This window comes from Sphaerisporangium rubeum, assembly GCF_014207705.1.
Taxonomy (GTDB): domain Bacteria; phylum Actinomycetota; class Actinomycetes; order Streptosporangiales; family Streptosporangiaceae; genus Sphaerisporangium; species Sphaerisporangium rubeum.
This window is the reverse complement of the sequence record NZ_JACHIU010000001.1, coordinates 1,282,134-1,296,642: the sequence shown is the minus strand read 5'-3', so window position 1 is coordinate 1,296,642 and position 14,509 is coordinate 1,282,134. Positions and strand designations below refer to the sequence as shown.

At 63.8% G+C, this 14,509-nt stretch carries 13 protein-coding genes; 4 read left to right on the top strand and 9 right to left on the bottom strand.

The window, feature by feature from the left end:
* Window positions 1–331: 331 nt before the first annotated feature.
* On the bottom strand, window positions 332–691 hold the full coding sequence (locus BJ992_RS05480; RefSeq protein WP_184978842.1) for a hypothetical protein: 360 nt from the start codon (window positions 689–691) through the stop codon (window positions 332–334).
* Window positions 692–1,031: 340 nt separating this feature from the next.
* Here BJ992_RS05480 and BJ992_RS05475 point away from each other — a divergent pair, with 340 nt between their 5' ends.
* The 3 genes from BJ992_RS05475 to BJ992_RS05465 all read left to right on the top strand — a co-directional run bounded on the left by BJ992_RS05475 (window position 1,032) and on the right by BJ992_RS05465 (window position 4,291).
* Window positions 1,032–2,471, top strand: a complete 1,440-nt coding sequence (locus BJ992_RS05475; protein ID WP_184978841.1) for a helix-turn-helix domain-containing protein — start codon at window positions 1,032–1,034, stop codon at window positions 2,469–2,471.
* Window positions 2,468–3,013: a flavoprotein gene (locus BJ992_RS05470; RefSeq protein ID WP_184978840.1), complete on the top strand. Its 546-nt coding sequence runs from the start codon at window positions 2,468–2,470 to the stop codon at window positions 3,011–3,013. Before BJ992_RS05475 ends, BJ992_RS05470 begins: the two co-directional genes overlap by 4 nt.
* Before the next feature lie 396 nt (window positions 3,014–3,409).
* Complete coding sequence (locus tag BJ992_RS05465) at window positions 3,410–4,291, top strand: hypothetical protein (RefSeq protein ID WP_184978839.1); 882 nt, start codon at window positions 3,410–3,412, stop codon at window positions 4,289–4,291.
* Between the two features lie 91 nt (window positions 4,292–4,382).
* Here the strand turns inward: BJ992_RS05465 and BJ992_RS05460 are convergent, their stop codons facing one another.
* The 8 genes from BJ992_RS05460 to BJ992_RS05425 form a co-directional block, all read right to left on the bottom strand.
* Window positions 4,383–5,105 (bottom strand): hypothetical protein, encoded by a 723-nt coding sequence (locus BJ992_RS05460; protein WP_184978838.1) that lies wholly within the window; start codon window positions 5,103–5,105, stop codon window positions 4,383–4,385.
* On the bottom strand, window positions 5,098–5,562 hold the full coding sequence (locus BJ992_RS05455) for a hypothetical protein (protein WP_184978837.1): 465 nt from the start codon (window positions 5,560–5,562) through the stop codon (window positions 5,098–5,100). The genes BJ992_RS05460 and BJ992_RS05455 overlap by 8 nt, the downstream gene beginning before the upstream one ends.
* Window positions 5,563–6,225: 663 nt before the next feature.
* Window positions 6,226–6,870, bottom strand: a complete 645-nt coding sequence (locus BJ992_RS05450) for an NYN domain-containing protein (protein WP_184978836.1) — start codon at window positions 6,868–6,870, stop codon at window positions 6,226–6,228.
* Between the two features lie 457 nt (window positions 6,871–7,327).
* Complete coding sequence (locus BJ992_RS05445) at window positions 7,328–7,516, bottom strand: hypothetical protein (protein ID WP_184978835.1); 189 nt, start codon at window positions 7,514–7,516, stop codon at window positions 7,328–7,330.
* A gap of 360 nt (window positions 7,517–7,876) precedes the next feature.
* Window positions 7,877–8,131, bottom strand: coding sequence for a PIN domain-containing protein (locus tag BJ992_RS05440; protein WP_221474700.1), 255 nt, complete (start codon window positions 8,129–8,131; stop codon window positions 7,877–7,879).
* Entirely contained in the window at window positions 8,112–8,411 is a 300-nt protein-coding gene (locus tag BJ992_RS05435) for a site-specific integrase (RefSeq protein ID WP_184978833.1), read from the bottom strand. The genes BJ992_RS05440 and BJ992_RS05435 overlap by 20 nt, the downstream gene beginning before the upstream one ends.
* 31 nt (window positions 8,412–8,442) lie before the next feature.
* A protein-coding gene (locus BJ992_RS05430) for an IS3 family transposase (RefSeq protein WP_184987567.1) occupies window positions 8,443–9,668 on the bottom strand; the annotation gives its coding sequence in 2 pieces (ribosomal slippage) (window positions 8,443–9,356 and window positions 9,356–9,668; 1,227 coding nt in all).
* A gap of 24 nt (window positions 9,669–9,692) precedes the next feature.
* Window positions 9,693–10,544: a hypothetical protein gene (locus BJ992_RS05425; protein ID WP_184978832.1), complete on the bottom strand. Its 852-nt coding sequence runs from the start codon at window positions 10,542–10,544 to the stop codon at window positions 9,693–9,695.
* Window positions 10,545–11,341: 797 nt separating this feature from the next.
* Here BJ992_RS05425 and BJ992_RS05420 point away from each other — a divergent pair.
* Entirely contained in the window at window positions 11,342–14,197 is a 2,856-nt protein-coding gene (locus tag BJ992_RS05420; RefSeq protein ID WP_184978831.1) for an immunoglobulin-like domain-containing protein, read from the top strand.
* The last annotated feature ends 312 nt before the right edge of the window (window positions 14,198–14,509 follow it).

Here is a 14,509-nt window from a genome sequence, read left to right as displayed (position 1 = left end):
GAAGCAGCGCAGCAAAACGAGTGAGCCCCCACGACGCGAATCGTGAGGGCTCACTCAGGACAGGACTATTCAGCCCGACCCGTCCCGACGCCGGGGGGAGTGCGAGGCGTCGGGACACGAAATCCCTTACGCCGGGCTTCCACCTTGTCCTGCTCATCAAGCTGGGCCGCGAGCTGGGCAAGCGTATCGGCCCCCAGCACGTTGAAGATCCCGAATCGCGCCGCACATTCAGCCCAGAAGTGACGCCGGTAGGCGATCCACCCACCGTAGAAATCAAGGATCTGCCAGGTACGGTCATGGCGCTGCTGGAGCTGCTCACGAGTAGGAACACTCATCGTGTCAACTGCCAATCGCGTGCCCTTCCGACCACGAACGCCACCGCGGCGGCACCCTCAGACACCGGAAACAGGTAGTACCGCTCGCCATCGGTGGGACGCACCGAGTAGGCCGGCTCCTTGGCACCCCGCACGACCGTCACGCTCGCCCGCAACCGCCGATCGGCCCCACGCACCTCCAACACAGGCGGCAAGTAGTCAGGTGCGGAGTAGTCATTGAACAGCAGCCGAAGCCGGATCACCCGGACGACCCGGCTCACGATGCCGTATGCCTCCAACTTGCTGTTGAGCCCGCTCAGCAAGGCGCCGTAGTAGGCGACGGTGGACTGTTCCAGCGCACGAGGCGTGACCACCATGATTCCCGACGTCCCTTCGAGCGATAGATCAAGATCGAACAGTTCAGGCCGCCTGGCCCTCCACGTCTGGGCAGTCGAAACACGCCACCCGCCGCAACATCACCGGCTCACCGATCAGCGCCAGTTCAGCGCTGACACGCTGCGCTCTGACGAAACGCCAGCCCTTCCCACGGCATCCGGCGCATCCGCTCTGGACCTGTTCAGCCTGTAAACGCATGTGTCCAGAGTGGTAAAACCCCGGCCGGTAACCCATCCCGTGCCGTTATCCCTTGACGGGATAACCCCAAATCCCCTACCTGTTGTTGGTCGGCGATCCGTGACGACCTGGGGGAACCAGCGCATGCGGGCACAGGCAAGCGAGCCCATCGGCCTATCTGCGGCGTTCTGGCAACGCACCGACGTACTCGCCGCACTGTCAGCCCGGGACATCGGCCATCTATTCCGTCTTGTCCGCCAATACGGCGGAATGAGTCAGACCCGCATCGGTATCGCGGTGAACCTCAGCCAGGGCAAAGTCAGCGCCATCATGAACAGCTCCGCGCAGGTCACCACGCTCGACGTCTTCGAGCGCATCGCTGACGGCTTCGCCATGCCCGACCCGGCCCGCCTAACCCTCGGCCTGGCCCCCCGCGCGGCATCCACCGCCATCCCGTCCCGGGATACCTCACGCCCACCGGCCGACCCCCCGCGGATCGCACCACCTACTGTGAACCTCGTCCACTCAGGGGAGGACGAGGACACCATGAGACGCCGCGACTTCGTCGGCCTGACAGGCGCCGCCCTGTTCAGCGCCGTACTCCAACCCACCGCGCCGGCCACGCCCGCAGACAGCCTCGAAGACATCGCCGCCGCCCTGGTCGAACACCCCATCCCCACGAACCGCCCCATCGACCTCACCGCCCTGGCCCGCACCGTCGCCCAAGCCAAGAGCAGCTACCAGGCATGCCGGTACGCCGAAGTGACCGCCATCCTCCCCACCCTGCTACGCACCGTACGCGCCGTCTGCCTCACCACCACAGCAGACGCCCGCCACCGCGCCCATGCCCTGTCCGCCGAAGCCCACCACGTCGCCGCCTCCATCCTGCTCAAACAAGACGACAAGGGCTTGGCCTGGCTAGCAGCCGACCGCAGCACCCAAGCCGCCCACACCTCCGAAAACCCTCTGATGATCGGCTCCAGCGCCCGCATCATCACCCGCGCCCTCATGGACGGCCGCCACCACCGCGCTGCCATCACCACCGCCACAACCGCCGCACAACGCATGGACACCGACCTAAGACACCCCACCGAAAACGACCTGTCCATCTATGGCTCATTACTACTGTCCGGCGCCGTAGCCGCCGCCCAGACCGGCAGCCGCCACACAGCCACCGAACTACTCGACGAAGCCACCCAAGCCGCCCACCGACTCCGCCACGACGCCAACCACATGTGGACCGCCTTCGGCCCCGGCAACGTCCTCTGCCACCGCGTCAACATCGCCCTCACCATGGGCGACGCCGGCACCGCCATCGACTACGCCCGCCAAGTACACATCGACGCCTTGCCGATCAAGGAACGCAAAGCCACCCTATTGCTGGACACCGCCCGCGCGTTCCTCACCTGGAACAAACACGACCAAGCCCTCTACGTCCTCCGCGCCGCCGGCGGAATCGCCCCCGAGGAGATCACCGCCCGCCCCGCCACCCTGCGCCTGGTCCGCGACCTCCTCGCCACCGCCCCCATCACCGTCCGCCGCGAAGCCCGCGAATACGCCGAGTCCCTCGGAGCACTCGCGTGAGCAAAATCCTCTACATCATCGTGTGCGCCGCCGGCCCCGCCAAAGACGTCGGCAAGCTAGTGACCCTCGCCCAAGACACCGGATGGACCGTCCAACTCATCGCCACCCCACCCGCCCTCGACTTCATCGACGTGCCCACCCTGGAGAAGCAGACCGGCCGCCCTGTACGCAGCCAGTACCGCAAGCCCGAAGAACCAAAACCCCCTAGGGCGGACGCCATCATCGTGGCCCCCGCCACCTACAACACCATCAACAAATTCGCCCAAGGCATCGCCGACACCTACGCCCTAGGCCTACTAGCCGAAGCTCCAGGACTCGGCATCCCCGTCGCAATCTTGCCTTTCGTCAACAGCGCCCTAGCCAGCCGGACACCCTTCCGGCGCAGCATCAACCACCTACGAGCCGAAGACATCCAAGTTCTCCTCGGCCCCGGACAATTCGAACCCCACACCCCAAGCTCCGGAGCAGACCACACCGACGCCTACCCATGGCACCTCGCCTTGGCGGCTCTTCCCGTATCAGGAACGGACGTAGCGCGCTGAACGTCGTAGCGCAACTTACGCACTGCGGACCTTGCTGAATTGTTCTTTTAGGTATCAAGCGCGGCGGCGCTCGCCGCCGCAGCACGGCCCGCCGCCCGCACGCCCGGCCGGGCATGCGGCGCGGGCGCCGGTCCCGGCCAGCGGCGGGAACGCGGGCCGCCCGCCGTACACAGCACCCGCCACACGTAACCTGTCCAGCCGACCAGGGGGCGCGTCGCCGCTCGGAAGGGCAAGACGATCGCCAGGGGCCACCCCAGGGGCTGCGGGGTGGAAGATCGAAGCTTCCGCCCCTCATCCCCGCCCACTGAGTGCGCAGTCTGCCGTATTTCAGCACGCCGCCCATGGCACAAAAGAGTACAATGCACGCCTACGAGACAGCGAGGAAACGGCTCCGACATGCAGTGGCGACTCCTGGCCCCCTTTATAGCGCCTAAATTTCGCTTCCCGAACAAAGTAGCCGTCACAGTAATTGGACACAATGCAATCATACGACAAGCCTCCTTTCCGCTGAGCGAGATTGTTGTTGAAAACCTGCCGTCAGTAGACGCCGCACAAGAAGTTTTCTTGGCAATCAAGCGTGGAATGCTAATCGCAAGCATAAATCTCTCTTGTGGAATTAGGATCGCAGATGAGGTGGCAATCCTGGATGCCGTCACACCACTGCCGGGCCAAGATGAGCGACCGTTCATTTGCCCGCAGGACAGGAGTCTTGCGCGCCTCGTTATGAAATCGGGTCCTGTCGAGTTTCAGATGTCTTACGCGTTGCCCAAGCTGATACATGGTCTTGAATCTGGCGCCCGTTCAACTTCTGCAGCACTTGCACTCTCAGATCAACGGCTAGCACTCGCTTGCATGCTCTATACAGATAGCTTCTTTGAGACTTCCCCAGAGGCACAGTTCATCACTCTTATCGGCGTACTAGAAGTCCTCAAGGAACAAGATCCTGTTTCGCAGGAAGCCGAACAGCTAATCGACGGCTGGCTCAATGAGATTCGCCAACTTGAACCAGGCGAAGCTCAGTCCCTCCGAGGTCGCCTGCGTTCCCTTAAGCATGTCTCCATCGGCACCGGGATCCGACGATTGATCTACCGCCATCTAGGGCCAGAGCGAGCTCGGGAAGTCCAGGCTCTATACGCTATTCGCAGTAAGCTCGTACACGAAGGGGAGCGCCCGCCGAGGTTAAACGATGATTTACGGCAGTCGCGATATATTGTTCGTGAACTTCTGGCCAAAATATTATCCGACTCGGAGCGGAGGATTGGACAAAAAGACATGTGATGCTAAACCGTTAACTTCCCGCAGGCGCAACAAAGCCGCCCCCTGCGCGACGTAGTAGTGGTGCACACATGTGGATCGGGAGTGTCTGCCCCTATTGAGCCATGCGAATTCTGATCGTTTGGATTAGCTTCCTGGCCCGATCGACACTGGACGCGATAGCGTCGTCACTGATATCTTCCGATGCGCCATGAACTATCGCGTTTCTAAGTCGGCGCAGCTCTTGGAAGAATTTTCGCTCGTCTTCCGTAGCGTCTAGAGCGGACAGAAACTTGGCAGAAAGTGTAGAGACAGGGCTGTGGGCGAGCTCAACCCCTATGGTTCGCTGGAGAGATTCCCGCATCAGAGCCTCAACCTCCGCCCACTCTCGCAAGAGCTGCGCTTCAAGTTTTAGACGCTCCACCGAGATATTCTCTGGAATTTCTTGAGCATTACCTTTGATGATCATAAAAGACAAGAAAAATGTGAATGCCCCGGCGAGGTAGCCGATCGCGCCTAACGCAAGGCCCTTTCCGCCATGATCAACAAACACTCCAGCAACGAACGCTGCGGCAAACAACGAGCTTATTATCAAAGCCCAAAGGATGCGTCTTGGCCGGCTGCGTGGTAGCAGCGGATATCTTTTCCTGAAGCGCCCGACCCCCAATAGGTCCAGAGCACTTCTGACGGCTTCTGCCGAAACGGCCGTTCCGCCTGGCGTGAGCTGTATACGGGACGCTGACTGAATAACTTCTTCGCGAACATCCAGCAGAGCTATATTGAGAATCCTCTCGGCATCTTTTGATAGTTGAAGCTCGCGCTTTTTAGCGTCACCCATCAACTCTCCCCCCCGACTCGCGCGCCCAGATAAAGGAGAAGATCCCGAGCAGTGCGGCAATAACTAGTCCTACTGAACCCCACGGCTCCGTAATGTTATTAACAAATATTCCCGCAAAGATAGCTGTCACGTAGCTAAACGCCTCGCAAATCGTGCCTAATCGCGATCGCTTTTTTCGTGGTTGTGCCGCGTATCCTCTGCGCACGTACGAGGCCATAGCCTTTATGTCTCTTGCGGATATATCTTCGGTCGTATCCTCAATGCGGCCAGCTTCTTGAAGCACGTCATCACCGAAGGATTCCAACTCGATCTTCAAGGCTATCCACGCACTGTCACGGAGCTCTGAGCTGCCAGGAATTTGAACATGGAATTCCCTTGCAGCCTGCTGTGCCACTCTGGGTAGAGACACGCCTTCCGGCGTCGCTTCGGTGCGTGCATCATCAGACACATCCTGCATCTTACGACAGTCTGATCTCCTGGCGGTCCCCATTCCGTCTAAGTGGATCCTGAATCCGAACCGGTCTCATCTATCTGAAACGTTCGTTGCACAGCCATCGCTACAGCTAAGGGGTGCGCAACCGCGGATATCAGCAAACAGGATGGATTCCCAATGTCAAGTGTCAGTCATAAGACATGATCGAGAGACTTCTTTAACCTGTTGGGGTCGTGCCCTCCTCGCTGGCCGAGTGTCCCGGTTGAGTCCTCCGAGTCAAGGGCGCCTTCGGCGTCGCTGCGCGATCAACTTCGTTGACCCTTGACACGGCGGCCTCGCCCTGGGGTCGGCAGCTACGAGGAGGACGGGGGAGAACCAGGGGCCGGCTCCGTGGGTTGGCAAGTGACGGCAACGTTGATGGCAGCAACCCCGCGCTGTCGCTCCCCCCGGTCTCGTCTCCCCGCCTGCTGGAAGGCTCATCACGAGCAGGGGGACCACCGAGCTGATAAGGAAGCGGTCAGATCGTTGATCGCGTGCCAGATCCGTGCCAGAACGAAGGGGGAACAAGGGGCACTCACGGGATCCCATGGAGACGCCCCCCGCCTTCACCTGCATGGCCGTTTTCCCAGACCAGGGCACCAAGATCAGCAACCGATTCCTAAGCTGACAGCGCGGGTTCGATTCCCGTCACCCGCTCCACTTCTCTGGGCGTTGGTAGATTCGCCCATCTGGACCAGGAACAGCCTCAGGGAGCAGCGAGGCTTGAAGGTGCTTCTCGGGTATCGCGAACGAGACCACCCGGCCTGAGAAGTCGTGCTTCGGACCGACGCGACCGGGTGGGCACGCGATCATCACCGGCCGGGTAGGGGCCAGCTGAAGCGAGGCCTCGACTGCGGGGCGAAAGTCCGTATCGGTCGACACGAGCACTGACATATCACCGTAAGCGGATGCCGCGTCCATGGTCATGGCCACCGCCAGTGCCACATCGGTCAGCTTCTCCTCATACGTGTGGAACGTCTGCGCAGGATCACACGCGCAGGTCCATCGGGAGCCGCAGTCCCTGCACCGCGCGGTCTTCTTCTTGAAGTGGCCGCGGACGATTCCCAGTTCGGGACAGTGCGCAGCCAGCGCGGCCAGGTAGGTCTCCTGCCTCAGGGCCGCGTCAGGTTCGCCCTTGACGATCGCTGTGAAGTACCTGACCTTGAGCACGACGTCATGCTGACGGATCTGCCGTACCAACTCGACGAGGTCGATCCACAAGTACGCATGGCCGTACTTGCTCTTCAGCCCGTGGTACAGGTTGAAGCCGTCGACGTACGCCACCACATCCACCAGCAGACACCTCCACCATTGGCCAGCCTCGCCGATGGTAGCTATCATGGGGGTACACGAAGTTGGTTACGGCCAACTGGGCGGCCCCGCAAGGGGCCGCATTTTTTTGCGGCCGCGATAGCCACGTGCCCGTTCCGTGCCCGTCTGAAGGGTGATCAAGGGGGAGTCAGGGGGAAGCTCGGGCACTCGAAGCACTCTCCGCAGGTCAACGTTCCGCCAGGACGGCACCCAAGCCGCGTAGAGACTTCCCAAGCTGACAGCGCGGGTTCGATTCCCGTCACCCGCTCCATACATAGCCACCGTATGACTTCGTACGCTAGCCGCTATGGAGCCTGGATCTGTTGACTGGCCTGCAATTCCTGGTCCCGAGTGGTACCAGCCTCGCAACGTCGTGGACGCCTTCACGATCTTGATGCGGACCACACAAACCGACGGGGATCAAGGAAGTGGTGTCCGCTCAGCCGTAGGCAACGATCACGCTGGGACGCTCTACCCAGCCGCTGTTGCGGGCACGAACGTATTGCTGCACATCATCGCCACGTGTCCTGGCCCACCAAGGCATGTTGCGTTGTGCATCCTGCTGGATTGGTGGGGATGCTTCCAACCTGAACCAGGCTTCGAGTCGTACATAGATCAGAACGGACATCAGGTTGAGGTCATCCCCGCCATCGTCCAGCGGATCGAACGAGCAGCCGGCACCCTACGCGCGATCGCAGAGCAGGACACGAATGCGCGCAAGCTGATTCGCCGACTGCTCCAGACCGTAGACCGAGGATGGACGATCGAGCGCTAGAAGATCGTAGGCACTTCACAGCAAGCACAGCCACGGGCGATCCCCCCTCGGGCTATTCGCGGGCCATTAGCCAGGGTGACGAGGGGGCAACACGATCACTCAGGGCAGGTTTCCGAACCAGGTCAGCGGCCCTACTTGCCGTGATCGATGTACTTCCCAAGCTGACAGCGCGGGTTCGATTCCCGTCACCCGCTCCACGTACGAAAGCCCAGGTCAGCCGAGCGCTTCAGGTAGAAGCGTCAGCGCTGACACATGTCGAGGCCGGATCAGCGTGAAGTCACGTCGGTCCAGTGTCGCGATGTGGGTAACGTTCAAGCGTTCTGCGATGGCAACCACTGACACATCAGCTGGATCAAGCCGAGCATCCTGACAGATGCGGACAAGCTCTGCCATCCTCCTGACATCGGCTGGCAGCAGGTCTACACGTTCGAACTCCTCGACCGCCAGATCAAGGAACTGTGCATGCACGCGGGGCCCCATGTGCCCGTTGATCGTCCAGCCGGACTTGGCGCAGCGGACCGCCCTTCGCTCCCGGGAACATCAGCGCGTCGGGTCCGTCCTTGACGTAGATCTTCAGATGATCGCGCAGCGCCGGAACGATCGCCTTAGGGATGCCCACAGTGCGACGGCCGGCCTTGGACTTGGGAGGACCCAGAACGAGCCCGCCCGTCGAACGCTCGATGAAGGCCGCCCGGATGCGAACCGTCCCGGCGTCGAGATCGACATCCGTACCACGACGTGCGCTCACGGGGCTTCCCCCATGAACGTGAACACCGATTTCAGGCGGCAGGCTTCAGGTTATCTGGCGTCTTCTCGTAGGCGATCGGGCTGAGCTGGCCGAGTTTGGAATGCCGCCGGACGGTGTTGTAGCGGGTGATCCAGCGGAAGACGGCCAGGCGGGCGGTGCGGGCGTCGGGCCAGTGGTGCGCGCCCTGCAACGTCTCGCGTTTCAGACTCGCGTTGAAGGACTCGGCGGCGGCGTTGTCGGCGCTGGTCCCGGCCGCGCCGCGCGAGCGGGTGACGCCGAGCCGGCTGCAGACCCGCGCGAACTCCCGCGAGCAGTACTGTGCCCCGTTGTCGCTGTGGAACACCGCGCCGTCCAGACGGCCGCCCCGGGTGTGCGCCGCGGCCTGCAGCGCGTCCACGACAAGCTCGGTGCGCATGTGATCGGCGATCGACCAGCCCGCCAGCCGGCGTGAGCACAAGTCCACCACGGTAGCCAGGTAGAGGAACCGGCCGCCACCGACGGGCAGGTAGGTGATGTCGCCGACGTAGCGGGTGTTCGGCAGCCCGGCGGAGAAGTCGCGCTGGATCAGGTCCGGCACGGGTGCCGCATCCGGCTCCGGGATGGTGGTGCGGACCTTTCTGCGCAGACGCAGCCCGGCGATGCCGTGCTCGCGCATCACCCGTTCCACCCGCTTGTGGTTGACCACGATCCCGGCCGCACGCAACTCGGCCGTCATCCGAGGCGAGCCGTAGGTGCCGTCATGCTCGGCATGAATCCTGCGTACCTGCTCGGCCAGCTGCTCATCGGCCTGGCGGCGGGCCAGCCGCGCCGCGGCGCCCTTCAACCATCGGTAGAAGCCCGAGCGTGACACCTGCAGCACCCGGCACAACCGCTTCACCCCGTAGAGCGCCTTGTGATCCTCAACGAACTGGAAGCGGTTCACCAGTTCGTCTCGCCCGCGAAAAGCTTGGCCGCCTTACGCAGAATGTCCCGCTCTTGCTCCAGCTCCCGGATCCGCGCCTTGAGCTGCTTGTTCTCCTGTTCCAGCACGTCGTCCGAGGGTAGGTGCCCGGCCGGCGTGTCCTTGCCGGTCCTGCCCCCGCCGGCCGCTCGTTGCCCGCCTTCACCCCGAGCCTGCGCGGCGCGTACCCACACCCGCAGCGTCTCGCGGCTGACCCCCAGATCCCGCGCGATCGACGTGATCGTCCGGTCCGGCCTCGACAGCACCAGCGCCACCGCGTCGGCCTTGAACTCGGCCGGATAGTTCTTCATCACCATCAGAGACATCTCTTCCCCTGGACCTCAAGATCCAGTCTCCAAGGTGTCCACGTTCAGGGGGAAAGGCCCCACCTCTCCCCATCGCAGGCTGGCGAAGGTGGCGAGGAGCACCAAGGCGCGGAACCGTCGATCCTGCGTGCAGCCGGCCCGGCCGTCCTTGCCCAACTTCCACAGCGCACCATCCGCCGCACCTCGCGTGGCGAAGGTCTCGGGATGCGTACGCATCTCGCCGTTCCGCTGGTATCGGAGACGGTAAGAGCTGGTGCTGAGCTTGCGTACGTTGCCGATCGGACGACGGCCCACCCGATCGGCGAGATCGAGGACTTGGTCGACCGTGAGCACGGGGCGCTCTCCGGCCTGCTCGTCGCCGGCCCCGCGGATCCGGCACGGGTTGCGCTGGATGAGGTGGTCTTCTTCAGCGGCCTTCATGAGAACGGCCCGGAGCAGGCGGTACGCCTTGGCCGCCACACTGATCGAGACACCGTTGCCGAGAAGATCAGCCCGCCGCTGCCGGACCATCGCCGTGGACAGCTTGCCGACCGCGACATTCCCGAGCGAGTGCGTGATGTGCTTCTTGAGCAACCATCTATAAAGATCAACAGTGCGGGGACGAAGCCCGGGACGTTGAGAGATCCACGTCTCGGCGTAGTCCTTCACCTTGACCTTGCCTCGGTCGGGGTCGGTCCACTCTCCTCTGATGATCTGGGCTTCGATCATCGTGACGGTCGCGGCGTTCGAGGTCGAGGGCGACCAGATCAAGCGCATCTGGGGGGTACGCAATCCCGACAAGCTCCGTCCGTGGACGGCGGCGCCCGAGCGAGCGGTCGGCAGGTGATGGCCTTCGCGGGGGTCGTCCGAATGGGTCGACTGGTTCAACAACCAGCGGCTTCATAGCGCGATCGAAGCATTTCCTTCAGCGAGGACGAAGCCATCTACCACGCTCAGCACCCCGACCGGACGCCGGCAGTCAAGTAACGGAGCCGCTATCGAACCACGTGCGGGCGTACTTGACGTGAAACGGCACGTCGTCGCGGTGGAGGTCGCATTCCTCGATGTGCTGGCGGTCCCCTGCTTGCCGTGGTCGTCCGACGCCGCTCCGCCCGTCTGGGTCGGCCTGGGCGGGTGATGCGGCGGGCAGCAGGCGGCCGGCACCGACGGTAAGAACCCCACGTGACCTGGTAATTCCCGTCCCTATGGTCGCTTTGATGCTTGCGGAGTGCTGACAAGGACGAGACTTTCATCCAGGGCTCGCATAACTTTCGTCGGTTCACGCAAAATCTCGGGTGCAATTGAGGCTATCTTTCGCCGGGACTGGCGGTTAGTGTCTGCATTCAAGACCCGGACATTTGTGATATATAGCCCCGTCCCCCCCAGTTCGCACCATCCCCCCACATCTCACAGCGAGGTGGACCTTTGTCTGTGCTGCCCTCGTCTCGTCGGAGCGCTCAACCAGGCCTGATCACGCTGGGCCTCGCCGGCGCGCTGACCATCCATTCGGGCTTCGCCTCTCCCGCGAGTGCGGTCGCCCCCGCCCCGAACGGGGCCGTGCCCCACGCGTCCACAGCGACCGGAGTAAGGAGGATCAAGTGAGATCGCGACAGCAAAGGTCGCGCCACCGGCTCACCCGGAAGGGGAGAGGTGTCGCGGGCCTGGCCGTGCTTCTCTCCGTCTCGTTGGCGGCGACGCCCTCGCACGCTGCCGACGAGCAGCTCAACGAGGGGCTGGTGCACCACTTCGTCCTCGACGAGACCAATGGGACGACGCTGGTCAACTCGGGTAGCGCGGGCTCGGCGGCGAACGCCACGCTCGTCAATCCGGAGAAGGCGACCTTGACCGGCAACGGAGTCAGGTTCAACCCCGACTCCTACGCGAGCGCCCTCGACGGTGCGTACGTGGCGCTGCCGAAGGACATCACCGCCGGCATGTCGAACCTCACGGTCGACTATGACGTGTGGATCGATCCGGCGAACGTCGGCGAGCACCAGATGTGGGGCTTCGGCAGGAAGTCCGGCTCGTGCGACGTCGACACCGGCGCCCAGGGCTCCATCTTCGCGTCGAACACCCAGCGGTTCCGCGTCGCGGTGGGCTCGGCGAACCTCCAGCAGAACCGGGTCCGCATGACCGAGGGAGCCTGGACGCACGTCACCTACACCCAGTCCCTGAACGCGAACGGCACGAGCTGGACCGGCACGCTTTACCTCGACGGCGTGCAGCACGCGACGTCAACGAACCTGACCACGCCGCCGTCGGTGAACGCCGCGGGGACCAACTGTAACTTCCTCGCTCGCTCGCAGACGTCGGGCCACTACTCATTCCGCGGAACGCTCCGGGACTTCCGGGTCTACGACAGGGCAGTGAGTCCCGAAGAGACACTCGCCCTGGCGAAAGAGACCGTCTCCAATGGCGTCAGCGCCGACGCCGCCGCCATCGACCTCGGCCTGACCAGTGCGATCGTACGCGACATCGTTCTGCCCAAGGTGGGCTCCGTGGCGGGCTCGACCATCACGTGGACGAGTTCGGACCCGTCGGTCGTCGAGGTCTACACCCCGCCGGCCGTCCCCAGCGCACGCAAGGTCGCGGTGACCGGCAAGATCACCCGACCCGCGCAGGGGCAACCCGACGCGACGGCCACGCTCACGGCGACCGTCCGCAAGGGCGCCCAAGAGGTCACCACACGGGAGATCCCCATTGTGGTGAAGGCCGAGTTCGACGACGCGCAGGCGGTCGACCGTGACGCGTTCGACCTGGCCCTGTACGCCACCGACGACGTGCGCGGAAACATCGACCTTCCGGCCGGCGGCAAGTTCGGATCCACGATCACCTGGAAGTCGACCACCGACCTCGTCACCCCGACGGGTGAGGTGACCCGCCCGGCCTTCGGCCGTGCGGATGTCACCGCCACCCTGACGGCGACCGTCACCAAGGGTTCGGCCTCGAAGACGAAGTCGTTCCCGGTGACCATCACCGCGAAGCCCCGTTCCGAGAAGCACGAGCGGTACTTCATGGGGTACTTCAAGGGCGAGGGGATCGCCGACGGCGAGCAGATCATGTTCGCGACGTCCAACGGAAACACCGCTCTGGACTGGACCGGTCTGACCGGGGGCTGGCCGTCGCTCGTCTCCCAGCTGGGTGACCAGGGGCTTCGTGACCCGCACATCGTCCGCTCGCCCGACGGCGACACGTTCTACATGATCGCCACCGACCTGAACTGGTACGACCAGGGCGGATACGCGATCAACGACACCCAGTACATCGAGGTGTTCGAGTCGCACGACCTGGTCAACTGGACTCCTCAGCGGCACGTGAAGGTCGCGCCCGACAACGCGGGCAACGCCTTCGCACCCGAGTCACTGTGGGTCGAGGAGATCGGCGCCTACGCCGTGTTCTGGGCGCAGTCGCTGTGGAACGACCCCGTGAACCGCACCGGTCAGGGGAACGCGCAGATGTGGTACGCCACGACGCGCGACTTCCAGACGTTCTCCGCTCCCAAGGTCTGGCAGGACCCGGCCCCGCTGTCGCGGATCGACACGACCGCGATCCGGGTCGGTGACCACTACTACCGTGTGACCAAGAACGAGGCCGGCAACCAGGGTTCGGACATCTTCTCGGAGAAGCACACCGACTTCCTGGACAGCAACATCAACAACTGGACGTTGCTCGCTCCGGCTCTGGGGCGCACGACGTGGGTCGCCAACCAGGGGTACGAGGGGCCGGTCGTCTTCAAGGCCAACCCCGGTGACACCTCCTGCCCCGGCCAGTTCTACCTCTGGGGTGACCGGTACACCAACGGTGGGGGGTACCAGGCCGCGTGCCACGAGAACATCGAGGCTCCGACCTGGAACGCCAAGCCGCTCACGATGACCAACGCGGGCGTCGTCCGTCCGCGTCACGGCACCGTGATCCCGCTCACCGTCCGTGAGTGGAACGACATCCGCGGGATCCCGAACAGTGACGTCACGACCACCACCAAGGTGGCTGTCGAGCCGTACGCGAGCGGGGCCCAGACGACCACGGCCACCGCCACCGTCGAGGCCGCTGACGGGTTCGAGACCGGCGGTCAGGTGCGGTTCAGCGTCGGCTCGTGGTCGGAGCTCGCCCACCTGAAGGACGGCGCGGCCACGGTCACGCTGCCGGAGGGTCTGCCTGCGGGTACCCGGACGGTCAAGGCCGAGTACCTCGGCTTCGACTATCTGAAGGCGTCGGAAGCTGCGGCGTCGTTCACGGTGCCGGGGGCTCCGGAGCTCGCGCTGACCGTGACTGCCACCGCCCGCTGCGTGGGCACCACGGCGTACGTGGCCGTGACCGCGGTCAACGACGCCGCCGTGCCGGTGAACGTGACGCTGACCACCCCCTACGGTTCGAAGGCCGTGGCCGACGTCGCCCAAGGCAAGCAGGCCTACCAGTCCTTCAACACCAGGGCCGGGCAGATCGCCACGGGCAGTGCGACCGTGACGGCGACCGCGACGATCGATGGCCGGCAGGTCACCTCGACCTACAACCCCTCCTACACCGCCATCAACTGCGCCTGACCCGACCGGCCCGCTACTGAACCGGGGCCGGTCGCGTACCGGTCGGCCCCGTCCCATAGAGCGATGTCGCATGAAGAGACCCGGTGATCGGGACAATCCACACCGATCACCGGGTCGCGACGATCCCCCACAGCGCGTCGCAACAGAGCGGCGTCGCAGACATCCGCAGAACTCCCGATCATGCCGCGTTGCCGGAACTCATCGGCAACCAATGACTCCAGGCGAGCAGGCACGATGGGCGGCCAGACCATCGGTCAGCCACGGATCGTGTCCGCATGGCTGGTCAAGTGTCCCGGTCGAGGCCACCGAGTC